This is a genomic window from Brachybacterium sp. P6-10-X1, assembly GCF_001969445.1.
In the GTDB taxonomy this organism is placed as follows: Bacteria; Actinomycetota; Actinomycetes; order Actinomycetales; family Dermabacteraceae; genus Brachybacterium.
This window is the reverse complement of the sequence record NZ_CP017297.1, coordinates 2342518-2369049: the sequence shown is the minus strand read 5'-3', so window position 1 is coordinate 2369049 and position 26532 is coordinate 2342518. Positions and strand designations below refer to the sequence as shown.

Sequence of the window (26532 nt, the reverse complement as noted above, 5' to 3'; positions counted from 1 at the left end):
CGGGAGGGGCGATCGTGACCACGGAGAAGCCGAATGCAGGAGGCGGGCGATGAGGTCGAAACTGCGCAATGCGACCATCCTCGGAGGCACGGGGGCGATCCTCGTCCTCGTGCTGAAGACGATCGCGGCCGGACTGGGGTCGTGGATCGTGGCGATCATCGCGGGCCTGCTGGGCATCGTGCTCGTGGTCGGCCTGTGCCTGGTCGTCCTGAAGGTCGTCGGCCACTTCTCGGCCACCAACGATCGGCTGGCGACCCGCGCGAAGAATCTTGAGACCCGGTCCGCGGCACTGGGCGACCGCACGGATGCACTCGATGACCGGATGGGGGTCGCGTCCGATCGGCTCGATGACCACACCGCGCAGGTCAGCGCGCACGAGGAGCGGATCGCCGGTCATGACGAGCGGATCGAGGACGGTTCGAACCGGCTCTACGGCCTCTCGCGCGGTGTCGACGGGATCCGCGCCGACCTCGTGGTCGCTGCCCAGGGGTTCGACGGGGTGGGAGCCCGCCTCGATCAGGGCGAGCAGGTCACCGGCGAGCTCCAGAAGGAGGTCCGTCGTCTCAGCAGCGGTCAGGAAGCCGGGAAGACACGCCTCGAAGCGATCCGCAAGGATCTGAGGACTCTCCGGGCTCGCGTGCCGGCAGGATTCCTGGACTCCGTCGAGGCCGACGTGAAGGAGGTGCGCCTGACCACGAGGACGGCACTGCGCACGTCCTTCGAATCGGCGATCCAGCTCGGCCGCGATCCCCGGACGCTCCTGACGAAGAGCCAGGCCGCACGCCTCTTCACCGATTACCTCAAGCGCGAGGAGTTCCTTCAGCTCCGCCCGCTGATCGAGCACTACGACGTGGCCGACACGCAGAGCCTGACCACCCTGCGAGCGCTCTACCGGTTCTACCGCGCCGCCGGCTACTGGGACCTGGCCTCGACCGTCGTGACCAAGGTGCACGAGAAGTCGCAGCGGGAGAACGACGCCAACGCCGTGGCCAAGATCCAGCACGAGATCGAGCTCTTCACCCAGCCCGCACTGGTCACCGCAGAACTGGCGGACGGGACGGCGTACGACCCGCAGGGGCCGATCCTCCACATGGTCGGCCGGGTGCTCCCGGAGACGCAGACCGGATACACGCTGCGCACCCAGTACACGGCTCTCGCCCAGGCACGTCAGGGCCTCCCGATCGCGATCGTCGGACAGGCCGGGATCACCGAGCGCACGGTCGAGGAGATCGAGCAGTACACCTACCAGGGCGTCGACTACTACCTGCTGCCCGGCCCGCAGCGCAACGAGATGCTCATCGACGAATGGCTGCGGACGAACATGATCGGGCTCGCCGAGCTCGTCCAGCGGGTGCGCCCGAGCATCCTCCACGCGCAGTCGGACTTCTTCAACGCGCTGATCGTCAGCGTGGTCGGCAGGAAGTACGGCATTCCCACGGTCTACGAGTCCCGCGGGTTCTGGGAGGAGTCGTGGCTCTCGCGCACGGTCACCGCGAACAGCTGGACCCAGGGCGCCGAGATGATGTTCAGCATCTACGGCATGCCGGCGGCCTACGAGCTGCGCAAGCATGCGGAGGAGATCGCGCGTCTCCTGCCCGACCACGTCTTCACCCTCGCCGAGGTGATGCGTGACCACATCCTCGAGTCGGCGGACGGCCGCATCGCCGACGACGAGGTGTCGATCGTCCCCAACGCCGTCGAAGCCGCGAACTTCCCCGTCCAGGACGCGGACCGGGAGCTGGCGGCGGAGATCGGGCTGCCCGAGGACGCCGTCGTCGTCGGGTACATCTCCTCGATCGTGGAGTACGAGGGCATCGACACCCTCATCGACGGCTACCACCTCGCCGCGGCGCAGTCGGTCGCTCCGATGTGCCTGCTGCTCGTCGGCGACGGCGACTATCTGGACACCCTCAAGGCCCACGTCGAGCGGAAGGGGATCGAGAACGTCTTCTTCACGGGGCGGGTCCCGCACGAGGACATCCTGCGGTACTACGGGCTGATCGATCTGTTCGTGGTTCCGAGGAAGGAGTCGAAGGTCGCGGATCTGGTGACTCCCCTGAAGCCGTTCGAAGCCTTCTCCACGGGGCGCTCCGTGATCCTCTCCGACGTCGGCGCCCTCCAGGAGATCGCCGATCAGTCCGGTGCGGTCGAGACGTTCCGCGCCGGTTCCGCGGACGATCTGGCCCTGAAGATCGCTGGGCTGATCGCCGATCCCGCACGACGCCGGGAGCTCGGCGCGAAGGCTTCGCGCTGGGTCCGGAACCATCGATCCTGGGACAGGAACGTGAACGAGTACTACCGCATCTACAAGAAGCTGGGCTACCAGGGCCCGGAGAACCTCACCCTGGAATCCGAGCTGGTCCTCGACCAGCGCGGCATCAACCCGGGCGAGCTCCTCGAGCAGCTCGCCGCCGCCGACCTGCCCGCGCTCAAGGGATGGTTCACCATCCAGGACATCCGGCAGAGTCCGGAATCGGTCCTGGAGACCGGCTGGCGTTTCGCGAAGTTCGAGCCGGTCCCGGTCGCGCGCATCGAGGACTGGGCGCACTACGGCAACGAGCATCGGTCCTGGGGTTTCCATCTCCACGCCTGGGAGTTCATGGATCCGCTGCTGCGGGCGTACGACGAGACCGGCGACCTCGACTGGCTCCGTGCGGCGGTGCGCATCGCGATCGGCTGGATCGAGATCCACCGGGTCGCCGAGGACGAGGACGACCCGATGGCGTGGTACGACATGTCGCAGTCCCTACGCACCCCGCGACTGCTCGCCCTCGCCCTGCGCGCCGCGCGCGTCGCGGAGCTGCACGACGACGCGGTCGTCCTGGCCGAGGCGGTCGCCTGGCACCTGGACGAGCTGCACCAGGACCGCGCCTTCAACCCCAACAACAATCACGGCTTCTACACGGCGGTCTCCCAGGTCCACGCCGCCAAGTACGCGTGGATGTTCCCCGACGCGGGGGCGACCGGCGTCGAGGGGAGAGCCCGACTCGCCCAGATGGCCGAGTCGCAGTTCGCGCCGGACGGGGTCCACCTGGAGCACTCTCCCGATTACCACCGGATGCTGCTGAACTCCTTCGAGCTCGCGGTCAACGATGGTCTCATCGAGGACGAGGAGGTCAAGGCGCGCGTCGAGCGCGCGGCGCACGTGCTCGGGTGGATGATCCAGCCCGACGGCACGCTCGTCCAGTTCGGGGACTCCCCGGAGACCCGGATCGTCAAGGACGATTCGCAGTCGATCGACCCGCAGACGCAGTACCTTCTCTCCGACGGTGCCTCGGGGGAGCGACCCACCCAGGAGCTGGCGGCCTACGGCGACGGCGGGTACGCCTTCGTGCGGTCCCCGCAGCCGGACGGTCCCGGGACCTTGGCGAACAGCGGGTATCTCGCGTTCAGCGCCGCCTTCCACTCGCGGGCGCACAAGCACGCCGACGACCTCAACGTCGTGTGGTACGACAGGGGCCAGCAGATCCTCACCGATGGAGGTCGTTTCGGATACGGGGACCTGCTGCCGCCCGATTCCCCGCTGCGCCGTGAGGGCTTCTACTACGCAGCTCCCGAGCGGCAGTACGTCGAGGGCACGATGGCCCACAACACGTTGATGATGGACGGGCAGAACCAGGATCGCAGGACCCGCAAGCCCTACGGGAGCGGCCTGGGCGAGTGCCTCCGGACCGAGGACGGCGTGTTCGACCTCTCCGGCCGCGTCCACCACGCGGACTACATCCATCGTCGCCGGGTGGTCTACACGCCGGGGGAGGAGCTCCTGATCAAGGACTCCGTCTTCGCGCAGTCCCCGGAGACGCGCGAGGGAACCCTCTGGTTCAACGTGGCGGGCCATTTCCAGCTCGACTCCACCAGCGATGACGTCGTCTTCGTCTCGACGGCGGGAGGCAGGACCGTCCGGCTCTCGATCACCGGCCCGGGCACTCTGGTCGAACCGGTGCGCGGACAGGACGATCCGATGCGGGGATGGCGCTCCCGCCAGGACCGCTCCATGGAGCCGACCTGGTCGGTGGGCTTCACCTTCCCGATCGACACTCGCGCCTCCGTCGATACCCGCCTGCGCCTCGACTGAGGCCGGTGCACCCTCCCACGCCTCGATCGAGGCCGACGCTTCCCCGCTCCAAGCGACGAAAGGACCCTTCGCCGTGAACATCAACTTCGTCTGCGCCGCCCGGAACTCGGCGGCGCGCGAGCGTCTTCCCCACCTCTTCCGCGCGGTCGTCGAGGACGCTCGCACCGTCTTCGGCGAGGCCGTGGACCACCAGTTCTCCGACGGTCGTGTCGCCCTTTTCAACGCGGACCGGATGGAGGGCGCCTGGAAGCCCGCGACCTGGCACAAGGACGGCTCGGAGATCATCGCGGTCTCCCAGCCGCCCATCCCCGTCGACCGCGACACCTCCCCGGAGACCTATTGGGACGAGCTCGCCCCGATGGTCCGACGGGGTGAGATGGTCCGGCTCCTGCCCAACCACTTCGGCATCCATCGCAGCTCCGACGGCTCGGTGCGCGTCTGGGCCGACACCCTCGGGCTGGGCCGCTGCTACTACGTCATCACCGACGACTTCGTGGCCGCCTCCAACCACATCGGGATCCTCACGCACTTCCTGGACGGCCCGGCCGAGGTCGATCGGGAGGCGGTGGGCCGGTACGTGCTCGCGGGCTGGTTCATGCTCGACGACTCGCCGATCCGCGGCATCCGCCGCTTGCGCGAGTCCACCTGTCTCGACATCAGCCCGAGCGGTGACGTCAGCTTCCCCGAGCACACCGACCTCACCGAGCTGGTCGGACAGCGCCCCGACCGGCCGGACTACGACGGCGTCATCGACCAGACCCGCATCATCGCCCGCAACCTCGATGCGCTGAGCGTCAAGACCCCCACGCTGTATCTCAGCGGCGGCCGGGACTCGCGGATGACGTCCTCGATCTGGCTGAGCGGCGGCAGCAGCGCGCGGGTCATGACTCTCGGAACGCTCGAGGCGGAGGCCGAGATCGCCCAGGAGCTGATGGCGACCTTCGCGGGCTCCGAGAACTCCGACCAGGAGATCCGGCACGACGTGACGGTCCCGACCCCCGGCGGGATCACCATGTCTCTCGAGGAGCGCTTCGCCAACGCCTTCGCCATGTGGGACGGCGACGCAGCGCCCACGAACATCAAGTCGAACACGCGGATCCCGGGCCGGTCCGCGGCCCTGAGCATCGGCGGTGTCGGCGGCGAGATCATGCACGGGTACTACTACCACCGCCCGGGTGACTACGAGCGCCTCGCCAAGCTCCCGCACCCGGTCGCCTATGCGTCGAGAGCCTTCCGGGGAAAGCTGGCCACCGACACCTCCCACGGTGCTCTCGAGGGCGTCTTCGACCAGTATTACGAGCGGGCGAAGGCCCATGGGCGTCCCGACATCGCCTCGCTGGACTACCTCTATCTGACCGAGAAGTTCCGTCGGTGGGGCAATCAGGCGCTCGGCTCCATGGCCGCGATCATGCTCTCGGGACCGGCCTACGTCCGGGCCTGCTTCGACCTCGAGCCCGACGACAAGGTGAACAAGGTCTTCCCGGACGAGATCGTCCAGCGGGCGATGCCGCAGTGGTCCGACATCCGCTATTACAAGGCGGAGGTCGCCGACTCCAAGCGGAGCGTGAAGCGCAAGCTCGCGACGTACGACACGGACCCGGAGTACTTCCACGAGGTGTTCCGCTCTCCGCGGCTGTGGCCCGAGTTCCTCGAGCAGGACCAGGTCGAGGAGTTCCTGGGGATCATCCAGACCGACGATGCGCTGCCGGTGCACGAGTCCTGGTTGAACAGAGCTCTGTGGATCGATCGCCTCGACTCCCATGTCGACGACCTCAATCAGCGAGCCCAGGAGGTCCGCGCGCGATGAGCCCGATCGACCGGACGCACCTCACCTCGCGGCTGATGACGAGTTTCTTCTCCCCGCGCTCGACGGACGCCACCCGAGCCGAGGCGCTGCGCAAGGGGCGGCTGAAGCTCGGCGACGACGTCGTGCCCGTCGCCGGCTCTAACGCCTTCGATGACACCGCGGGGCTGGCGCGCAATCACGTCCTCATGCTGCAGTCCCTGCGCTGGCTCGATGTCCTGCGTCGTGTGCGCGGCGAGGTCCCCGGCGCGGAGGACACCTGGTCGACGCTCTTCGAGGCCTGGGCCCGCTCGAGCGCGGCGGCGAACCCGGAATCCGCGGCCTGGGGGATCAACCCCCTCGAGCAGCGGTCGGTCGCGATCGCCCTTGGCGCCCCCGCGGGGAGCTCGGCCGTCGCGGCGATCCCCCGGCATCTCGAGATGCTCGAGAAATCCGAGCAGGAGGCGGCTCCGGCGGCGCGCCGGCTGCGCGTGCTGCAGGTGCGCCTTGCGCTGCAGCATCGCCGTGGGGATTCGGACGAGCAGCTGCAGGAGACTGCGGTTCGCGCAGCGACCCAGACGTTCGGCGAGGACGGCTACGCCATCGCCGAGGACCTCGCGAGCATCGTGGACACGGCCCGGGAATGGGAGCAGGAGCTGCTCTCGCTCGAGATCCCGAGGGATCACCCGATCTTCGACCGCCTGCGCAGCGAGGACTTCTGGATCCAGGCCATGAGCCCGGACGGGACCCTGGTCCCCATGGGCGGCGCGTTCCCGGACCCGGTCCCCGGGGCGCAGAGTTCGCAGATGCGCTACGTCGTCACCGGAGGAGAGGAGGGCTCCCCGCCGGTGTCGATCCGCCACATCGACGCCGAGGGACTCGTCTCGCTGCGCAGCGGATGGGGCGAGACCGAACGCGACGCGCGCGAGGAGACGCACGTCAGCATGATCCTGGGGCCGGTGCGCGGCCGGGAGGCCCATCGAGACCCCTCGCGGATCACCTACCACTCCCAGGGTCGCGACTGGCTCATCGATCCTCCGTCCCCCGAAGCAGCCGGCGAGGACGCCCACTCGATCATCCACGTCGAGGGCGTGCGCTATCGCGCGATCGGAGGGGCCGAGCTGGTGCGGCACTATGCCGATGACAGGCTCGACGGCTTCGTCGTGAAGAACACTCTGCACCGAGCCGTGCAATGGCAGCGCCACGCGATCTTCGCCCGGACCGGCAGTTACATGGTCGTCGACGACATGGTCCGCGCGTCCCAGGAGTTCCAGGCCCACCAGCAGTGGATCGCCGCCCCGGATGTGCAGGTCGAGCAGGTCGAGGGAGGATTCCGCCTGCACGCCGAGGGCAAGACGATCTCGCTGCTCGCCTCGACCGGCTCCGTCCATGAGTCGACGGTCGAGGAGCTCTCCGATGCCGACGGCGAGCGCATCGCCTGGCGTCTTCGAGTGCCTCTCGGCGGGACGAGCGCACGGGTCGTCACGATCATCTCCGACGTGGTGGACCCCGAGCGGTTCAGCGCACGGCGGGTGCCCCACGCGGGCAAGGAGTTCACGGTCGATATGGTCGACAAGCAGTTGGACGAGACCTTGGTGGTCACTCCCGAGCTGTCGGCGATCGTCCCCTCCGGCCTCGTCCCGGACGAGGCGATCGCGCGGACGATCGCGCTCGCGGCCGCCGGTGGACTCACCGAGGCCGAGGCGCTGGAGCAACGTGTGGAGACCAGGCGCGCCATCGAACGTGTCAAAGAACAGATCCGTGCCGCCGGCGGAGGACTCGACGCGCGCGAGAAGGGCCTCGACGATCTGATGGCTGCCGGCGAGGATCTGCGCATCACCGGACTGCGGGACCACGCCTTCGCCTCCGCCCTGATCGATATCGCAGGCATCGAGCTCGCCGATCGGATCGCCGAGAACCCTGCCGTGGGCAACGTTCGGAGGTCAGCGCTGATCCGGTGGGCCGAGGAGGACCTGGTGCAGCCGGGTTACTCGGTCCCCGTCCACACCACCCTGGACGCCGGGGAGTACCCCGAGGAGCTCGAGGAGCCTGCGGTCTGGAGCGTCGACTGCGGACAGCTCGTCCCGTCGGCCTACGTCGTCGACGCCCCCGGGGACGTCCTGACCGTGTATTTCCATGGGGCGACGGACCGGTCCCGCTTCAGCATGCCCCGCTACGAGCGGCTGCGCACGATGCCGACGCTCGGTCTCGGCCCGGTCATGTTCCTGTCGGACCCCTGCCTCGACCTGGACTCCCGGATGATGCTCTCCTGGTACGTCGGGAACGAGGAGCTCGACCTCCACCGGACCCTCGCTCGGATGGTCGAGTCCTATGCCCACCAGAAGGGGATCGAGAAGGTGCTTCTGGTCGGGAACTCCGGCGGTGGTTTCGCCGCCTTGCAGCTGGCGGCGTACCTCGAGGGAACGCGGGTGGTGTCGTTCAACCCGCAGATCCAGATCGACCGATACGTCCCGCGGATCGCCACGACGGCGCACTGGGCACTGTTCGGACGCGACACCGTCTCCGACGATCCGGTGCAGGCTCCGCGCATGGACCTCATCGAACGGTATCGACGGATCGGTTTCGACCAGGACGTGGTCCTGATCCAGAACCCCGGCGACGACATGCACCACACCAACCACTTCCTGCCGTTCCAGGAAGCGTTCCACGCCTCCGCGAACGCACGGAGGCTGACGTCCCATACGCCGTACCTCGGACCGGGCCATCGCGTCCCGCCGCCGAACGAGTACCTCGACTACGTGCGCGAGGCGGCACAGGACCCGACTCCGGACTGGAGGCTGCGAGGGCTGCGCAGCGAATTCCGCTGAACGCTCCGGACCCGACCGAAGAGGGACTGATGACGACGGACGCCAGAACGCTCTCCGCAGGCGAGGCCTGGATCCAGCACGAGATCCGACGGACCTCGTTCGAGCACGCCTTCGGTGGGCCGATCGACACCGGCGGTCGTGCGGCGGTCGCGCTCCGCTTCGACCATGGACTCGCGAACTTCGCGCGCTTCGTGCTTCCACTGGTCATCGAGCGCGGTCTCACCGTCTCCCAGGCCCACAATCCGAGGAATTGGGAGCTGCGGGAGAACGAGGGCGTCACGGCCGAGGAGATGAACGACTGGATCCGAGCGGGCCACGTCGAGGTGTGGAACCACTCGGCATCGCACCGCGGCATCTCGACACCCGAGGACGTCCACGACGAGATCGTCTCCTCCATCTCCGAGATCGAGGAGCAGCTGCCGGCCGCCGCAGGCAAGGTCTGGGGATTCAACCCACCCGGCATCCCGGGGGAGGACTACGCCGGGTTCGGGAAGGGGACCACCCCCGCGAACTGGGTGACTCCCTCAGGGCTCGCGATCCTTGCTCATCACGCGGTGGCCTCCGGCCACGTCTCCGGGACCACCCAGCGGCTGCTCGACGGACGGGTCCGGAACGGCCTCGCCCACGTGACGCTCGACGCGCGGTCGGTCGAGGAGACCACCAGAAGGATCGACGCCGTGGTGCGCAAGGGGCGTGGACTCCAGCTGATGCTGCATCCCTCGCGGCTGGGACGGGACGGGAAGCTGAGCGTCGAGGAATTCACCGCCGTGCTGGACCACATCGTAGAGCTCCGGCGCCAGGGGTCGTTGGTGACCCTGTCGCCGTATCAGCTGCTTCTGGCCGATTCGAGCGGCGAAGCCGTCACCGCTCGCGCGTGATGGTCGTCGCGGGAAGCGCACGGACTCCACCGTGGGCCCGGCCATAGGCCGACGGGGCGGGGACGCGGATCAGCGGCGCTGTCGGAGCCTCGCGACCGTGGTCTCCAAGGCATCGATGCGGGCGTAAGCCTTCTCCAGGCGCCGCGGCGACGGATCGCTCGCCCACTCCGGATGCGGCCGCGCAGGCCGGGGCGATGCAAAGGAGTAGATCTCCTCCAGGAGCCGGCCGGTGGATTCGGCGGAATGCTCGCCTTCCACGTAGGCGCGCCCCGCTTCGCCGAGCTCGGCGCGACGTCCGGGCGAGGCCAGGAGGTCCGCCATGACCTCGCCGAAGGTCTCGGGGTCGGCGTTCGCGATCGGCATCGACGGATGTCGCTCGAGGACCTCGTCCCGGATCCGGGCGACCGCAACTTTCCCGAGGGCCATCGCTTCCAGGGAGAGGACACCGGCGTCTCCGCCGAGGAGCTTCTCGACGACGATGTCCGCCTGGGCCATCTCCTGCAGCAGCTCGTCGTGCCCGGCCCCTTCGAGGATCCGCACCTCCACGTCGAACCGGCGGCTCAGGCGCTCCAGCTCCTGCTCGATGATGTCGGTGCCCTTGGTGGCGCGCCGTCGTGTGGCATGGAGGACGACCGGGCGGCGCCCGTTCGGCGGCGCTGTCATCGGGTAGGCCGTGAGGTCGAGGCTCTTGGGCAGATAGGTGGCCTCGGGGACGTAGACCTGATCGAGGACGGAGGACACCGTCATCGCCTGGGCGTAGGTGCGGATGATCGCGAGCCGGGTGTCGATCTTCTCCTCGTCGCAGGGGATGTCGGCGAAGCGGTAGAAGCTCCAGGGGTCGTCATCGACGTGGTGGCTCGCCTTGCGGACGTCGGACCCGTGGAAGGAGACGATGATCCGCTTGCCCAGTGCCCGGAGCAGAGGGAGGTCCCACATCTGCGGGAGGCCACCTCGCGCGGGGAACAGGGAGCGCGCCGTATGGAAGTGGTAGACGTCGAAGGACTCCTCGATGCTGGCCTCCAGCACGCGGAAGTAGTCCTCGGCCGTCTCGGGATTGAACTCGCGATCGACGCGGAAGCCGTTCGGGCTGGGCCCGTAGTTCCAGATCTGCGCGTCGTGACCGAGTCCCCGCAGGCCCGCCGCGATCGACGTCGACTGGTCGGCCACGTTGCTCGGCGCGAGAAGGATTTTCATGCGGTACGCCCATCGAGGTCGGAGAGTGGCCGTGGATGCTGGCTGAGCATCGTCGTCCCAGAGTACGGCGTGCACCATGCACGAGTACGTCGTGCAGGGGAGGGCGCGGTGAGCCACCGACAGTACCCGGCGAGGGGGCCTGAGATGTACTCGTCGTCGACCACGTGCAGGTCGAGACCTCCGTCAAAGGGGTCCAGCGGGAGAATCAGGTGTGTCTCATCCTCACGGACTGAGCGGGCTCCCCCTTTGTCGAGGGTGCTGCTGTCACTGGCCCCGCTCCTCGTCGAACCGGGGTCAGGAGTTTTCATACAACTAGCGTAAATTCGCAGTTTGCGAGGGCACAGAGCGGCCTCGGAGTCGATGCGAAGCTGTGATCAGATCTGCCTCGCTCAGGCCCGGTGAGCTGACTGCTCGATCTGGCTGAACCGGTGATCAGCACCGATTCGGGCGTGCGCTCAGGCCGTGACCGCCGCTGCCTCCAACGCGTGTTTCAGGTCATAGAAGCGCTGATAGGCGGCGAGGAAATGCTGATCCTCGGAGGGAATCTCATCGATGGCTCCGCGGAGTTTCGCGTCCTCCGCGTAGAAGGCGCGGAGGAACCGGGTGAGAGGGTTGGTGCCGGCACCGAAGTAGGGGTAGATCGACAGGTGGGCGTGGGGGAACGAGTTGAGCTCGAGCACCACGGGCGACGCGGAGTCGAAGCTCTCCGCCATGATGTCCACGCCGGCCGTCCGGAGCCCGGGGACCGCAGCCACTGCTCGGACGGCGGTGTCCTTGATCTGATCGGACACGAGATCGGTCACGATCGCCGTCTCACCGCCGTAGGACGCGTTGGAGATCGACGAGAGCAGCACCCGTTCGCCGTCCTTCGGGATCTGGGACCCGTCGAGGCCGTAGGCCTGCATGTAGGAGCGCAGGTTGTGGTCTCTCGCGATCAGCTTGGTACCGAAGTACGCGCATCGTGAGCGCCGCTCGTTCTTGGCGTCGATGAGCCGGTCGATGGTGGACCTTCCGTCTCCGACCACGTACGCCGGGATGCGCACCAGAACGTTGTCGAGCTCCCCTTCGACGACGGTGGCCCGCATCTCGAATCCTGGCACCATCTCCTGGACCAGGAGATCCGGGCGGCGGCTTCCTTTCTGCTTCTCGACACAGGCCCAGAAGTGCTCGCGGAAATTCTCCTTCGTGACGTTGAGGAACACGCCGCGGCCCAGGGTGAGCGATCGTGCCTTGATGACCACCTGCGTCGCGGTGCGGAACGCATCCTCGTAGGCGCGGTCGACGTCGTCCGGGCCGTGGATCGCGGTGAAGGGCGTGCGGACTCCCCGGCCCGAGAGGACCGACGCCGTGGTGATCTTGTTGTTGCAGATGGCTCTGGTCGCCGTGGAGCAGCCGGGGAGGAGGACGGGCTCGATGTCGCCCAGGTGCGAGCCGTCGTGGCGCAGGAGCTGGAGATACCGGCGGCCGCGGTCGTCCTCGGCGACTCGGTACGGACGACCGAGCTCCCGGGCGGCTTGGATGTAGCTGCCCATCACGGTGCGCTGCGTGCCCTTGCCGTAGACGTTCACCGAGGTGTCCGGAAGCCGGTCGAGGATGTGATCCAGATGCGAGGCGTCCACGGGGTGAATCCTTCGGGAAGTGGTGGGCAGACCAGGCCGATCGGCGTTGGTGCTCAATGGTCGCACGTCGTGTGGTCCGGGTGAGGTGGAGCCCGCCGGTGGCGCTGCTGGCAGTCCGAAGAGTCCGCATCCGCTGTGAGTAGTCGAGTCACTCGTGCAGAGAAACGGGCTCATCGCATTTGAGGGTGTAGCAGGGGTCTGAAGCCTCCTGCTTCGAGGAGGCCGCGGGCGATGTAGTGGGTGAGGTTGCGGAACCCGAGGGCGGAGCCGCGGAGGTGTTCGAGTCGGCCGTTGATGGCCTCGGTCGGGCCGTTGCTGGTGCCGGGCCGATCGAAGAACGCCAGCACGTCCGCGGCCCTTTTCGTCAGGGTTCGGCCGAGCTTGGCCAGCTCGGGCAGGGCGTCGGGGACCTTCTTGCCAAGCGCCCCGATCAACTTCTCCATCATCACTCTGGCCTTCGCTCGGTCGGGCTCTCGATAGGCGGCGACCATGGCCTGGTAGATCTCCCAGGTCACCTCGACCGCGACGTGCTTCTCGCGCTCGAACAGCGCGCTGAGGCGCTCGCATTGGCGATCGGTGAGCAGCTTGGTGCCGGTGTGGAGGGTGCGGCGGGACTTGTAGAGGGGGTCGTGCTTGCGGCCTCGGCGCTGGTGGAGCTGCTGCTGGACGCGTCGCCGGCAGTCATCCAGCGCGTCCCCGGCGAGGCGGACGACGTGGAAGGGATCCATGACCGCGACCGCGCCCGGGAGCGCCTCGCCGGTCGCGGTCTTGAAGCCGGTGAAACCGTCCATCGCGACCACCTCGATCCGGTCCTTCCACTCTTCGGGGCGCGCCTGGAGCCAGGCCTTGAACGCGGCTTTGGAGCGGCCGGGGATCATGTCCAGGAGCCTGGCCGGCCCGGTCTTGTCCCTGGCGGGGGTGAGATCGATGATCACGGTGACGTACTTGTCGCCGCGCCGGGTATGACGCCAGACGTGCTCGTCGACCCCGATCACGCGGACGGCGTCGAAGCGGGTCGGGTCATCGATCAGCAGCCGCTGGCCCTCGGCCAGGACGGCGTCGTTGGCGGTGTGCCAGGCCACCCCGAGCCCGGCGGCGATCCGCGCGATCGTGAGGTGATCGACGACCAGGGCTTCCAGCGCCCAGCGCATCCCGCCGCGAGAGAGTTTCGCCCGCTCGGGTGCCGCAGCGGTGGTGTCCTCGCGCCACCGGTTCCCGCAGTGATCACACCGGTACCGGCGGATCCGCAGCAGCAGCGTGGTGGGCCGGTGACCGAACGGCTCGTGAGCGAGGGACCGGGTGATCGAGCCCCGCGAGGTCGCTCGTGCCCCGCAGGCGCGGCACCACGGATCCTCCTCAGCGAGCCGGCACTCGAGCACCGCCCGTGAGGCCGTGATCCGCTGCCCCACGGCGACCAGGCCAAGCTCCGCCAGGCGCGTGAAGGTCGTCAGATCGGGGTCGTCAAAGGTAGCGTTGAGCATGTCGAGGTCTTCCAGATGGCGAGCGTCAGAACTTCCATCATCGGGAGACCTCGACGTCTATCCCGGCAATGACGCGCCCACCCCACGCCCCGCGACTACCCCCTCAACTGCGATGAGCCGAGAAACGGGGAAGTCTCGGTGACCCTCGCCCGGGCAGGGCAGACGTGGATCGTCCGCGTCGGCGCCGCCACAACACCGGTGATTGCACTGTGATCATCAGGATGCTTGCCGGGGTGGCTGCCTTGGAGTGCTTCCGGGGTCGGGCAAGAGGCTCAGAGTTCGGCCAGGACTGGGTCGTAGTGACGCATGACGTCCTTGTTGAGCTCCTTCGTGCTCCTCGCTTCCCCAGGGATTCCCCAGAAGGTCGAGAAAAGTCGGCGACTGTTCAGTGCGGCATGAGACTGCATCGTGACCGAGAAGGTCGCGATCTGCAATGCGGCCCAATTCGCCATGCGCTGCTCCCAGTAGAAGAGGTCACCGATGTCTGCCCCGTGAAGCTCGGAGCCATAATTTGCGCGGTTCAGGAAATTCCTCAGCGCCTCGAGGGTGAACGTTTCATACGCTCGCGATGCGTCTTTGCGGTTCGGGCCAGCGTATAGTGCGTAATGGCGTTTCAGTGGATCTTCAGGGAGCCAGGGCTTGAAAAGTCGACTATAGGAGCCGCGCATGACGCCACTTCCGTGCCCATAGAGGAAGACGTCGCGGGCTCCCGCCCTGTCGTCCATCAACGCCGGAAGCAATGGGGTCCCGCGGGTGAAACCCGCGGCCTTCTTGGCTGCTGAGCGCAGCTCGTGGAAGCGGGTGGAGTCGACGCGATGGCTGAGGTCCAGCCATCTGTGATTGACGCGGAGGTGCGCGACCATCGGGTCGATGCGCTCCCGTTCCTGGATAGGCATCGAGTCCCATGTTTCGCAGCGGAGCTCGATCCCCTTGCTGTGCAAAGATGCAATCACCGACCGGGAATCGGTTCCACCGGTAAGTCCGAGGACAGGGCTATATCGAGGAGCCAAAAATCTGGCGTAGTTTGTGAAATATTCGTCCCAGATTGCGAAAGCCTCCTCGCGCGAGGAGTCCTTGACGGGATGGATAGGCCAATAGCGAGAGGTTCTGGCGCCGCGAAGGTGAAGCTCATTGTTGGGTGGCAGAAGGGCGACTTCGTCGAATAAGGTGAGGTCACCCGGGAGAAATCGAGTCTTCCGCGCCTTGTATTCGGGGAGTGCCATGTACTGCCGCACCCGGCGTGACTGCGCGACGCCGAGCGTCTCTGCGACGAGGGCGGCATGGGAGCCGGCGATGCCGCCTGACCTGGCATAGAAGAGTGCTTGTGATCCAAGCGGGTCGTGTAGGACGACTATCTCCCCAGCGGTCACCACGAACAGAGCGAATCGGCCGCTGAGATCCTCGAGTGGACGGCGGTCCCCATCTGCGATGCTGAGCAGCAGTTCGTCCAGCGGACTTACGCCGTGGGCAACGAATATGTCGCCGACGACTATGGCTGTGTCACCGCGCTCAGTCGCAACGGACTGGACGGTCGACTCGGGGTGGACGAAGAGGTCCTGGCCCACCAGGTCGAGCCGGTGCCACTGTGTGACCGCCTCCGGGGCTCTCCCCCTGGTCACGCAAAGGAAGCCAAATCGGTATGCGAGGTCGTCGCTCACGTGGTGCCTCCGTGCTGTGCTGTGCGTCGCTCCCTGCCAGCGTCCGCCCTACCGCACGGCAGGATACGCATGCCGAGGTGTTGCTGTCGCGTACCTGGCGACAGAGCCTCTCGAGCGGCGCTATTATCGTGCGATGCGAGAACGCACGATCAACTCAGACGCGCATCACGTATATCCTTCCCTGAGATCTTTCCTCGATGGTGTGACGCTAAGGGTAAAGTGGTGTTGTGCGCGTGAGGACGTGCAACTGCGTGGTTCGGGCGCAGAAGGTCGGCATATTCTATCGGATGTGACGCTATCGAGGGAGGCGATTGTTAGCTCTGCCGAGGTTCAGCCTGATCTCACTGGTGGCACCAGTTGTCTGGTTCGAGCACGCGGCATTCGAGGATCGCGCGGTCAGCGTCGTCCGACCGTCAGGTCGCGCCCAGATCGAGCCGGTCGAGCTGGCAGAACATATCGAGATCGGGCGCGGTGAAGGTAGCGTTTGGGCACGTAGAGGTCTTCCAGATGGTGAGTGTAGGAACGTCCATCCTCGGGAGACCCCCGACGTCTATCCCCGGACCGACGCGCCCACACCACCATCGATCGCTGCACCCGCATCTGAAGAGCCACATCAGTGACCCATTCTCATGAACGGAAATGCGCTGACCAGCACTAATGACCCCTCGGGGCGGCTACGAACCGCGCTCACCTGTGCACGACAGGCCAGAATCATCCCATCAACACCGGCAACAACGCCGACCAACCCTGCTCACCTTCCCCATGAAATGCCGAGCCTCATCTGCGAAGAGCCTCTCTCAGACGCTCGTGGTATTCGGCGTCATAGAAATCCGCGACATACTTCTCGACAGGCCGAGCCGCTCCATATGTTGGATAGCGATGTAGGTCTGTTGCCGGAGTAGTGTTTACCTCAATCACATTCACAGTCTGCGGATTGTCGACACTATCCACGAGCAAATCCACTCCAGAAATTTCAAGGTGAGGTATTGCGTCAGTGGCGCGCACCGCGATGTCTTCGATCCTCTCGTGGAGCCTGTCAGTCACATCAAAAAAGAGCCCGCCAGACGCCGTTGTCTTAAAGTACCCGACGATCACTATGTCGCCTTCACTTGGGACCGAGGCAGAAGTATAGCCGGCATACTTGATCGCTGGCCAATCAACAGCGAATTTTGACCTGATTTTGCGATGGACGTCTCGAGCCTTTTGGTCGAGCTCGATAAGTTGGCTGACATTGCTTTTCCCGTCACCCACGATGAATGGGGGGAGGCGCACTACTGTCGCGACAACACGCTTGTTAACCACAAAAGCACGCACTTCAAGCCCTTCAACGAATTGCTCAATCAAAACGCGCGTATGCTTGTTGCCCGCTTCTACTGCTCCGTCCCAAGCTGCCGCAAACTGCTTATCGGAAACCACTCCAACCGTAACCCCGTCAGAGGAGGCCGCATTCGTGGGCTTTACCACTGCAGGTTTGGGCAGCTTCGCAAAGTACTCCGCTCCGATCGCCTTCTCGGTCGGCAGAAACTCAGTTCCGGCAGGATTGACGACACCAGCGAGGTCTAACATCTTCTTCGTAAAGTGTTTGAATCGACAAATTCGAGTCGTGGTAGCCGGGTGTCGAGTAGCGGAAAGGCCTTTTAGGGTCACCACTTCGTGTCCGCTCGGATCAAAGAGCCGAAAGTGCGTCGGCCGATCGGGAACAGGCTCTTTCGTCCAGCCATAGTTTTCAAAGTACTCGAGGTAACTCAGGTGGATCGGCTTCGTTACAGGAACTGAAGCATACTGCAAATTCGCATCGATAATCTCATTTTTGATGAAGGCTCGCTCGTACTCGAAAAGCACTGACAAAACGCACTCCCTTTACGTGTAATGCGATGAAACTGCCGCAAGACTTATAGGTTAAAACTGAAGCGTGATGTAGTTTCGGTCGGCGATCCTTTGGGGTGCTCGTAGCTCCCCCGAATCGCCGACCGCCGACTATGTGTCAGTACTGGCATTCATTAGAATGCCAAGAGAGTTGGGCGGCGTCGATCTGGGTTGTGTGTCGGACATGATGGCCTCCATGATCTGAATGATCTAAACTAGCGGATCGCGTTCACCTCGTTGGCTCTTTTGTCCCGGAGGTCTATGCTTGGAGATCTTCGTCGGCGGCGAACGCCGCCGTGATCACGTACGAGGCGTCTTGATGGCCGGTAGCGTTCGCGCGGGGACGGCCGCTCTGCTCCTGGACCTCGCGAAGGAACTGTCGCGTCCGCGTAAGTACTCGCGGATCACCAATGATCTCCTGGACCGTCGAACTGCTCACTGCCCGCGCGGCCATGGAGTAGAAGAGGGAGAAGGCTCGGCGCTGGTCGCGCTTGTCCGCCTGGCCTTCGCGCAGGTCGGCGAACATGCGTCCAGGCGCCCCGTGAATCTGTGCCATACGCCGTGCGGTATCGCTCGGCGTATGGCGCTTCGGTGCCTTGGACGGGTCGTCGTAAGGCAGGCTCTTGAGGCCAGGGACGAGGCTGTCCATGAGGTCGAAGTAGGTTCGCCGGTCATCGGCATCCGGGCGATCTGCGATGGCGTCGACCAGAATGGAGTTGAGGGGCGAGAACGTAGTGCGCGTCTGCGGGGCATGGCCGAAATGGAAGCGGTTCCTGAACTCGCGATAGTGGAGCTTCTGCGGGTCGACATCCGGACGGAGCGCGCTCAGGGCCTCGAGGTCGCCGAGGACGATGGAGGAGTATTCCTCGAACGTCGCATCCTCGAAATTCTTCTTTGTGGACGTCAGGCGATGTTTCAACGAAGTACCCGTAAAGATGTTGCGGAAGGTGCCGCCACCGGCGCCGTGGCAGCGGACGCTAAGCGGATCGAACACGTGGGGGCTCAGGTAGACCGGCATATAGACTCCAAGGCTGTGGTGCTTCCAGTTCTCGACTGCGCGTTCAGGACTCGTCGGCGTCCTCATCGGTTTCGCCGCGCCATTGAGGTTCACGCCGTGTTCGCTGGCGATCCTCGTCGCTGCGGCGAAGTCCTCGGGCATCCGCTCCTGGGAGGCAACCTGGACACGAGCGCTGCCGTCGTCGAGGACTCCTGACGCGAGGGCGAAGGCGAAAACGACGCGGGAGTCGAGCCCTCCGCTGAGATCCGTGACGAAAGTCGTGCGTGGATCGGAGGTGAGAGTGGCGAACCGCGAACGCCACATGAACAGATGCTGGGCAAGGGCTTCCTCGTAGCCGGAAGAGGCGTATCGAGGGGAGAAGGGGATGACCTGAGGCCCGGTCTCGTCGATGTGCACGGCGCAGAACGATGGGACTAGTTCGATCTCGTGAAAGATCGTGTGGGTGGAGTTCAGCTGCGCGGTGAGAGCCTGCCGGACCCCCAGTGCACGGAGGACGGCTAAGTTTGGCGTCAGTGCCGCGTGGTGGACGCGCAGATGCGATACCAGGTCATGGAGCGAGGATCCCAAAGCCCACGAGCCGCCTTTGCGATACAGGAAGAGCTTGCGCAGACCTCGAGCGTCCGTACCCGCTTCCCAACCTGAAGCTGTTCGGCGGAGAACCGCGTAGCACCCATCGGATCCGGGACCTAGTGTCCCTCCGCATTCTCGGAACCGGGAGAAGCCGTCAGAACCTGAGATGAAATCCGCGCCCACGAACGCGTAACCTTCGAAGGACTCCTCGCGCGGAGGAGAGAAGCTCGAGATCATCACGGCGGATCCTTTGTGCTCAGTGGGCAATGGCTACGGCCTTGGTCGAGGCGCGGTGTACGACGAGCGCGGCGGGTCCGTCATTCGCGATCTCATGGGTCACTCTGAGGCGATCCCCGCAAGGATCCGACAAGAAGCCGTCGATCCTCGTCCGGGAATCCAGAAGGCGATGGTGGACGAGGTGATCGATGGAATCAAGACTTCGATCCGCGGTCACCGTGCGGCACACTGTATCGCCGTCGAGCTGCTGCACGACCGTCTTCGTCGACATCGTGCTGCCCTCGCGGTCCAGCCGGGGTTCTGTGCACAAGTTGGCTTCTGTCTGGTCCCGTGAACCGTTGGTGATCGTGCACGTCGTGACGTGGGTGCCGGACAAGACACTGAGGTCACCGGTTGGCCCGGCCTCCAGGGGGAAGCTCTCCTCGACTGCTGCGACCTCTTCGCCCGGATCCAGGACGATCGGGTGCTCGGAGTCGGTCGCTGCATAGTAGATCCCCGACGCTTCGGGTGCGACGAGGCGAATCTCTGCCTCGATCGACAGTTCCGCGTCTCCGTACTCAGGATCCCAGTTCGGAGCATTGACCGTCGCATTGCACCGGTGCTTCCCCGGCGTTTCGACGTCATACGAGAGCAGCTGCGTCATCTGTCGGGTGGTCTGGTGAGTGAGGTTTTCGGTCCCGTTCACCGATTGTGTATTCGTCGGCCCTTCCATACTCCCGCAGGACATGCCCATGATCGTGTAGAGGGCGCGCCGTTCCCCGGTGCTCGCCGTGAAGGTTGCAGTCACCGAGAGTGCGACGAGGACCGGTCCCTTCTCGGCTGTGTCGAACTCGAGGGAGACCGCATCGGCGTCGTCTGGGAGCGTGAGCGTAGACCGGTCAGAGGCGCTGGGAGTGGCCGATGGCGGTGACGTCGCCGACGGCGGCCCGGGTGCTTCGTCCTCTCCGGAGAGGACGAAGCAGCCCAGAATCACCAGTGACGTGATGACAACCAGCGAGATCGCCACGAACAACAGACGTCGCGGACGTGGTGGCGAAGAGGCACGGTTCATCAGTTCTCGCGGCCCCACGAATCAGTGAACGAGACGGTCGGACTCGAGGTCGAACGCGTCGGTCGTTCACCGGGCGAGTTCGTCATACGTCTCCGCGATCAGCGTTGCGAGCCGCCTCCAGTCGCGGTTCTCCACGACCCAGTCGCGAGCCTGGGCACCGATCTGTCGGGTGTGCTCGGGATCGTCGAGCAGTCGCGTGAGCTGCTCGATGAGCGACTCGGCGCTGCCCTTCTCGTGAAGATACCCGTTCACGCCGGGCGTGACGATCTCCTTCAGAGCGGCGACGTCGGAGGAGACCACGGCCTTGCCCATCGCCATGGCCTCGAACGGCTTCAGCGGCGACACCATCTCGCACACCGGCAGCGGGAGGCGGGGGAACGGGGTGATGTCGATGAGCGAGTAGTAGCGCTCGACGTCCTCGTGAGGCACGCGCCCCGTGAAGGTGACGACGTGCTCGAGCTCGTGCTCCTCGACGTGCTTCTGGAAGCGCTCGAGTTCGGCGCCGTCCCCGACGATGAGGACATGGAAATCCGCGCGGGTGCGGTTCATGACCTCGGCCGCCTCGAGCATCAGCTCGATGCCCTCGTAGTCCAGCACCGAGCCGACGTAACCGATCACGGTCTTGCCGGCCACGCCCAGCTGCGAGGCGAGCTCATCGTCCTTCGGGGTCGGCGTGAAACGCGAGGTGTCCACGCCGTTCGGGACGATCTGGATCTTGTCGCCGTCCACGCCCCGGCTGATCATCTCGTCGCGCAGGGCCTCGGTGATCGCGAAGACACGGGTCGCACCCTTGGCGGCGTCGGCCTCCATGCGCGCGATGTACTGGAACATGTTGCTCTGAGCCCACTCGGGATTGCGGGAGCCCCGCGTGACCTCCCAGAGCCCGCGGACCTCGTAGATCGACGGGATCCCGAGCCGGCGAGCGGTCTTGACCGCCGTCAGACCGTTCCAGTGGTTCGACGCGGCGTGGATGATCGCGGGCCGCTCCTGCTTGGCGAGCTCGAGCAGAGCCTTCGAGTAGCGCTCGGTGTAGAAGAACAGCGGGTTCTTCTTCTCGATCTGACGCCCGGTGAGCAGGCGGCGGTAGTCGACGTTCCCGACCACGTCGTGCAGCGGGACGTCGGGGATCTCTGCCATGCCCGGCATGTCATAGGGGTAGCCGAGTCGGGTCACCCCGTCGACGTTCCAGCCGATGCGGTTCAGCTCCGAGAGCAGCCCGTGGGTACGGGTCGCGTAACCGGCGGAGTTGTGCGGCAGCGAGTTGTGCAGCAGGTAGAAGACATGGTCCCTCTGCGCCTGGTACGCCGGCTCGGGACGCATCGTCGGGAACGGGAACCCGGTCCGGCCCAGCTGGTAGTTGCTGACGGCATTGCGCTGGTACTCGTCCTGGAGCCGCTTCGCCCACCCGTCGTTCGGCAGCAGCTTGCGGTACGCCTCGACGTACTGGATGACCTGCGTGTCCTTGCCCGCACCTCGCGCGCGACGGATCGCCCGGCGCAGAGCGTTCTGCGGGACAGCGCGGGGATCCGCGCTCTTGAGCAGGTCGGTGGCCACCGTGCGGTTGCCGCGGCCGAGAGCGACCGTCAAGTGTGCACGGACGACGTCGTTCGCGCCGAGGCCCTCGCCTGCTGCGTCGAGAGTCTGTTCGGAGAAGGAGTCGTCCTTGTACGCCTGATTGATCAGGACGATCGCCTTGTTGACGCGATCGGGGCCGGCGCCGATCGTGCCGAGCACGTCGTCCATCTGGTGCGGGATCGCGTAATCGAGCGCGGCCCGGTGCGAGCCGGGGTGCGCGGCGATATCGGCACGGAGCTGGTTCAGGGCCCACGTCGCACGGGGGGCGGGGAGATCGAGCTCCCGGACGAGATCGAGATACATCTCGAGGGCATCGACGAGGGCGCCGTGGCGTGCGAGAGCGAGGGCGAGCACCTCCTCGGCCGTGCTGCCGCGCGAGTTCCGGATCAGGAACCGGGCATAGTCGAGCATCACCGACGCGTCGAAGCCCGAGGCCTCCACGGCGTCGCGGTAGACGCCGAGAGCCAGCTCGAACGATGAGGGATCCTTCGAGAGGGCACGGGCCCGCTCCAGGAGCTCCTCGGCGGCCGCGGAACGGGTGACCCCGGAGCCGCTGTCCGTCGACGAGGCGGCTCGTCCGCGGGACGGCCGGGACCCCCCACTGCGAGATTCGCTCACCGCCAGAGCCCCTTGGTGTCGATGACGATCTTCTCCTGCAGCAGGTCGCGATCGATCTCCTTGAAGGGATCGTGGTCCACCATCAGCAGCACGATGTCCGCGCGCTCGAGAGCGGAGTCCAGCTCGGCGAGCTCCACATTGTCACGTGCGGCGAGCTCCTGCGGGAGCTCGTCGACGTTGGGCTCCACGACGAGCACCTTTCCATCGGTGAGCTTCTCGGCGAGGGAGCCGGCGATGGTGCGGCTGGGGGACTCGCGCAGGTCATCGATGTTCGCCTTGAAGGCGATGCCGAGCGCCGCGACGGTCGGGTCCTTGAACCGCTCCGCCTTCTGCATGACCTTCTCGATCACGAGCTCGGGCTTGGAGTCGTTGACCTCGCGAGCGGTGCGGATCAGGTTCGAGAACTGGCGGTCGGCGGAGACGATGAACCAGGGGTCCACGGCGATGCAGTGGCCGCCCACGCCCGGACCGGGCTGGAGGATGTTCACGCGCGGGTGATGGTTGGCGAGCTCGATGAGCTCCCACACGTCGATGCCCTGACGGTCGGCGATGATCGAGAGCTCATTGGCGAAGGCGATGTTCACGTCGCGGAAGGCGTTCTCGGTCAGCTTCGCCATCTCGGCGGTCCGGGCCGTGGTCAGCAGCAGCTCGCCCTTGCAGAAACTCGCGTAGAGGTCGCGGTTCAGCTTCGCCGCCTCCGGCGTCATGCCTCCGATGATGCGGTCGTTGTCGACCATCTCGATCATGATGCGGCCGGGGAGCACGCGCTCGGGGGCGTGCGAGAAGTACAGGGAGTTGGGGAGGTTCGCCTCGCCGGTGAACTCGGGGCGCGCTTCGAGGATGACCTGCGCCATGCGCTCGGTCGCTCCCGGAGGGGCGGTGGACTCGAGCACGATCAGCTCCCCGCCGGAGAGCTTCGGGGCGATCCCCCGAGCAGCAGCCTCGATGAAGGAGAGGTCCGCGTCGTGGTCGCCCTGGAAGGGGGTCGGGACCGAGACGATGTAGGCGTCGGCCTCGGGGGTCTCGAGCTGTGCGGAGAGCTTGCCCTGGGCGACGCAGCCGGCGACGACGGCTTCGAGCCCTTCCTCGACGAACGGCACGGTGCCGGCGTTGATCGCATCGACGTTGGTCTGCTTGACGTCGACGCCGATGACGGTCTTGCCGGCCTGGGCGAGGACGGCGGCCGTCGGCAGACCGATGTAGCCGAGGCCGATCACGCTGACGGTATCGAGGGGAACGTTCGGGCTCATCGAGCACTCCTGGCGGGGTCGGGGGTGAGGAGGACGGAAGTCTGGGCCACACGGTATCGCCTCGCCCCTCCGGGGAGCGCTGGCGTGTCTTCAGTTGTCATGCAGGCAACAAGGGGGGGGCGAGCGACTCAAAAGTGACTGTCGAGTACGACGAAAAAGTTCACTCCGGAGCCATCACGCGGTCACTCGGTGTTCAACGCGGCGTCCGAGGGCGTGTCGAATGCCACCGAGGTGGCACGGGCCGTCGCAACGGCTGTCAGCGGACTCACACCGCGGGATCGGCGTCACCGCCGCCGTCCGACGCGTCGCCTCCGGAGGCGGTCGAGAAGCGCAGCATCGTGACGGAGCCCGGCTCGCTGGTCACGGTCAGCGGCTCTGCTCGGTCCAGTCGAGCTCCGGCGAACTCGCCCGAAACAGGCACGAGGTCGTCGAAGGTGCTCTCGGAGGCATCGAGCGACGTTCCGGCCATCCGTGACCCGTGAGTCAGCTCCCAACCGTCGGGAGCGACGGAACTGCCGCCCTCCGGTGCGCTGATCTCGACCGGTCGGTCCTTGTACAGCTCGTTCGACGGGTCGCGCATGTCGACCAACACCAAGGTCAGCTCGCCGCCATCGCCGAGCACCGTATGAGCGGAGACCTTCCCGTCGCCGCTCACCGTCGGCGTGAGCACTCTTCCGTTCGGGAGATTCCCCAGCATCATCAGAGCGAGGTAGCTCGTGCGGCCCTCGACGATCTGGCCGGGCTCCTCGTAGGGGCCCCGGGCACAGATCGGACTCATCGGGGCTCCGCCCTCGCAGGCCTGCAGCGTCGAGTGGAACGCCGTGCGCTCCACGCCGAGCTCGGCGAGGGTCATCGCGTAGTCCACGGTCCACAGCGCCTGCGCGTGGGTGCGCGAGGTGTCGTTGGTGCCGGGGCAGGACGTGGGGCCGGTCTCTTCCATCCACAGCGGCAGATCGTGCTCCTCGGCGACGTCGGCGCCCATCCCGACGATGGTGCGGGCGCGCTCGCGCAGCACAGGATCGGTGAGGTCCTCGACCGTGGGATTCGCGATGGAGGAGGCGGGGCCCTCGCAGTCCCACAGCGGGTACCAGTGCAGGCTCAGCGCCCGCTGGTTCGGGATGCCGGATTCCGCGAAGGCGCGCCACCACTCCGCGTCGTAGGCCCCGGGGCCCGAGACGGGCAGGCCAGGGGTCGCGCTCTCCAGCGCGGCGGAGTACTCCGTCAGGGCCTGCTGGTACGCCTCGGTGTCCCAGGTCGTGTCGCGCACCGCGAGGTCCGGCTGGTTCTCGTGGGAGAAGCCGTTGGGCTCGTTGCCGATCGCGACCGCGAGCAGCCGGTCCCCGAAGGCCTGCTTCGCGTGCGCGGCCATGTCGGCGGCGCGCGCCGGGTCGTCGTGGCCGAGGTCGAGGTCGATCGTCACGCTCGCGTCGACCTCCTCGGCGACCGCGGCGACGCGCTCGAGATCCTCGGGAGTGACGGTCGCCGTGGCCCATTCGGGGGCGGGCTCGTCGGACGAGGTCCACCACACGTGGCGATCGATGCCGTTGCCGCCGAACCGCAGCGCGGGCTCCTCGAGCTCCCCGAGGGTCAGCGCCAGGTTCGAGTCCTCGGAGTCCCACATCGGGTTCGCGAGCTCGCGGGCGTCGAAGCTGAGTCCCAGCTGGTGGTCGGTGCGTTGGGCGTCCCCCTCCAGGGCGAGACGCACCGAGGTGGTCTTGCCGGGAGCATCCGCCGGATCGGTCATCGTGAAGCCGCCGGGCGAACCGTCGTAGCCGGGCAGGAACAGACGCTCGGAGTCGGGCGGCTGGGTGGGGGCGGCGGTGCCGTCCGGACCGTTCTCGGTCCCGGTGCCGAACGGCCGGAAGGCCAGCACACCGATCACCAGCAGCAGAACGACCGCCAGGGCCGCGGCCCCCACCATCAGCCATCGGCGTCGTGTCACCTGGTCTCCTGCCGAACGTCGGGTCGCAGCCTCGGCGGAGGCCGCACTCCAGGATGTCAGAGCCGGGCACCCGGCGAGCCTCCGGGGGAGCGTGAGCGACGCGCGATGCGGCCTCGGGGATCTCGTGCGCTAGGGTGCGCCGGCCTCCTCGCCGACCGTCGGATCATCCTCGGTGAGCTGCGACTCGTCCGCCGTGGGGTTCCAGTACGGAGATTTCTCGACCGTCGAGGCATCGGGCTTGTAGTACGGAGGCGTGACGGACAGATGGGGTCGCTCCCAGGCCACATCGCGCCGGATCACCTTGGCGGGAACCCCCGCGACGATGCAATTGTTCGGGAACCGTTTTGTGACCAGGGCGCGAGCGCCGACGACGGATCCGTCGCCGATGCCGGCGCCACCCAGGAGGAAGGAGTCGATCGAGAGCCAGACGTGATCGCCGACCTCGATGGATCGCGAGGGGTTGACGCGCTGACCGTCGGAGACGGTGAAGATCGGGTGGCCGTCGTCGGTCCGCAATCGCACGCCCGTGGCGATCATGACATCGTCCCCGATGGTGACGGACGTGCCCTCCACGGCGGAGATGTCGACATGTGCGGTGGTCGAGACGTCGTCACCGATCTCGACGCTGGAGTCCTGCCCCACCCGGATGCCGGCCTTCAAGGGGGCGACGGCGGTGTTCCCACCGATCCGGCACCGACCGTTGTGGGAGTCGAAGCGGAGGTACAGCTTGTGGATCCTGGCCGCCGGGTCGACGGTCAGGACGTTGTTGGACCCTCGGAACAGGACCGTGATGCCGGACAGGAGAGGGGCGGGACCGGTGAACTCGATGCGATTGCCGTTCGCGTCCTGGTAGGCGGCGATCTGATGGATGGTGACGGCCACGGCTGCG

General features: G+C 66.3%; 15 protein-coding genes. 4 read left to right on the top strand and 11 right to left on the bottom strand.

Annotated features, from left to right (window positions below; genetic code table 11):
* The first annotated feature begins 49 nt into the window (after window positions 1-49).
* The 4 genes from BH708_RS10725 to BH708_RS10710 all read left to right on the top strand — a co-directional run bounded on the left by BH708_RS10725 (window position 50) and on the right by BH708_RS10710 (window position 9564).
* A complete protein-coding gene (locus BH708_RS10725) occupies window positions 50-4075 on the top strand; it encodes a glycosyltransferase (protein WP_076808592.1) in 4026 nt (1341 codons plus the stop codon).
* A gap of 73 nt (window positions 4076-4148) precedes the next feature.
* Window positions 4149-5882, top strand: coding sequence for a hypothetical protein (locus tag BH708_RS10720; RefSeq protein WP_076808589.1), 1734 nt, complete (start codon window positions 4149-4151; stop codon window positions 5880-5882).
* The gene (locus BH708_RS10715) at window positions 5879-8686 is read left to right on the top strand and encodes a hypothetical protein (RefSeq protein ID WP_076808587.1); all 2808 of its coding nucleotides are present in this window, start codon (window positions 5879-5881) and stop codon (window positions 8684-8686) included. The genes BH708_RS10720 and BH708_RS10715 overlap by 4 nt, the downstream gene beginning before the upstream one ends.
* A 29-nt stretch (window positions 8687-8715) precedes the next feature.
* The gene (locus BH708_RS10710; RefSeq protein WP_076808586.1) at window positions 8716-9564 is read left to right on the top strand and encodes a polysaccharide deacetylase family protein; all 849 of its coding nucleotides are present in this window, start codon (window positions 8716-8718) and stop codon (window positions 9562-9564) included.
* A gap of 69 nt (window positions 9565-9633) precedes the next feature.
* On the opposite strand, the gene BH708_RS10705 is transcribed toward BH708_RS10710, so the two are convergent.
* From BH708_RS10705 to BH708_RS10655, 11 genes are all read right to left on the bottom strand, one after another.
* Window positions 9634-10758, bottom strand: coding sequence for a glycosyltransferase family 4 protein (locus BH708_RS10705; RefSeq protein ID WP_076808584.1), 1125 nt, complete (start codon window positions 10756-10758; stop codon window positions 9634-9636).
* Window positions 10759-11213: 455 nt separating this feature from the next.
* Window positions 11214-12377, bottom strand: a complete 1164-nt coding sequence (locus tag BH708_RS10700) for an ATP-grasp domain-containing protein (protein WP_076808582.1) — start codon at window positions 12375-12377, stop codon at window positions 11214-11216.
* Between the two features lie 170 nt (window positions 12378-12547).
* On the bottom strand, window positions 12548-13858 hold the full coding sequence (locus BH708_RS10695; RefSeq protein WP_076806357.1) for an ISL3 family transposase: 1311 nt from the start codon (window positions 13856-13858) through the stop codon (window positions 12548-12550).
* 272 nt (window positions 13859-14130) lie between these two features.
* A complete protein-coding gene (locus tag BH708_RS10690; RefSeq protein WP_076808580.1) occupies window positions 14131-15516 on the bottom strand; it encodes a hypothetical protein in 1386 nt (461 codons plus the stop codon).
* Window positions 15517-16293: 777 nt separating this feature from the next.
* Window positions 16294-17358: an ATP-grasp domain-containing protein gene (locus BH708_RS10685; protein WP_157235877.1), complete on the bottom strand. Its 1065-nt coding sequence runs from the start codon at window positions 17356-17358 to the stop codon at window positions 16294-16296.
* 283 nt (window positions 17359-17641) lie between these two features.
* Window positions 17642-19210 carry a hypothetical protein gene (locus BH708_RS10680; RefSeq protein WP_157235875.1) on the bottom strand — a complete coding sequence of 523 codons (1569 nt, stop codon included), beginning with the start codon at window positions 19208-19210 and terminating at the stop codon, window positions 17642-17644.
* 16 nt (window positions 19211-19226) lie between these two features.
* Complete coding sequence (locus BH708_RS10675) at window positions 19227-20213, bottom strand: hypothetical protein (RefSeq protein ID WP_157235871.1); 987 nt, start codon at window positions 20211-20213, stop codon at window positions 19227-19229.
* Window positions 20214-20324: 111 nt separating this feature from the next.
* Complete coding sequence (locus BH708_RS10670) at window positions 20325-22451, bottom strand: glycosyltransferase (protein ID WP_076808574.1); 2127 nt, start codon at window positions 22449-22451, stop codon at window positions 20325-20327.
* Complete coding sequence (gene wecC / locus BH708_RS10665) at window positions 22448-23701, bottom strand: UDP-N-acetyl-D-mannosamine dehydrogenase (protein ID WP_076808572.1); 1254 nt, start codon at window positions 23699-23701, stop codon at window positions 22448-22450. Before wecC ends, BH708_RS10670 begins: the two co-directional genes overlap by 4 nt.
* A 265-nt stretch (window positions 23702-23966) precedes the next feature.
* Window positions 23967-25643: a hypothetical protein gene (locus BH708_RS10660; RefSeq protein WP_253705304.1), complete on the bottom strand. Its 1677-nt coding sequence runs from the start codon at window positions 25641-25643 to the stop codon at window positions 23967-23969.
* Between the two features lie 129 nt (window positions 25644-25772).
* The gene (locus BH708_RS10655; RefSeq protein WP_076808567.1) at window positions 25773-26525 is read right to left on the bottom strand and encodes an acyltransferase; all 753 of its coding nucleotides are present in this window, start codon (window positions 26523-26525) and stop codon (window positions 25773-25775) included.
* Window positions 26526-26532: the final 7 nt, after the last annotated feature.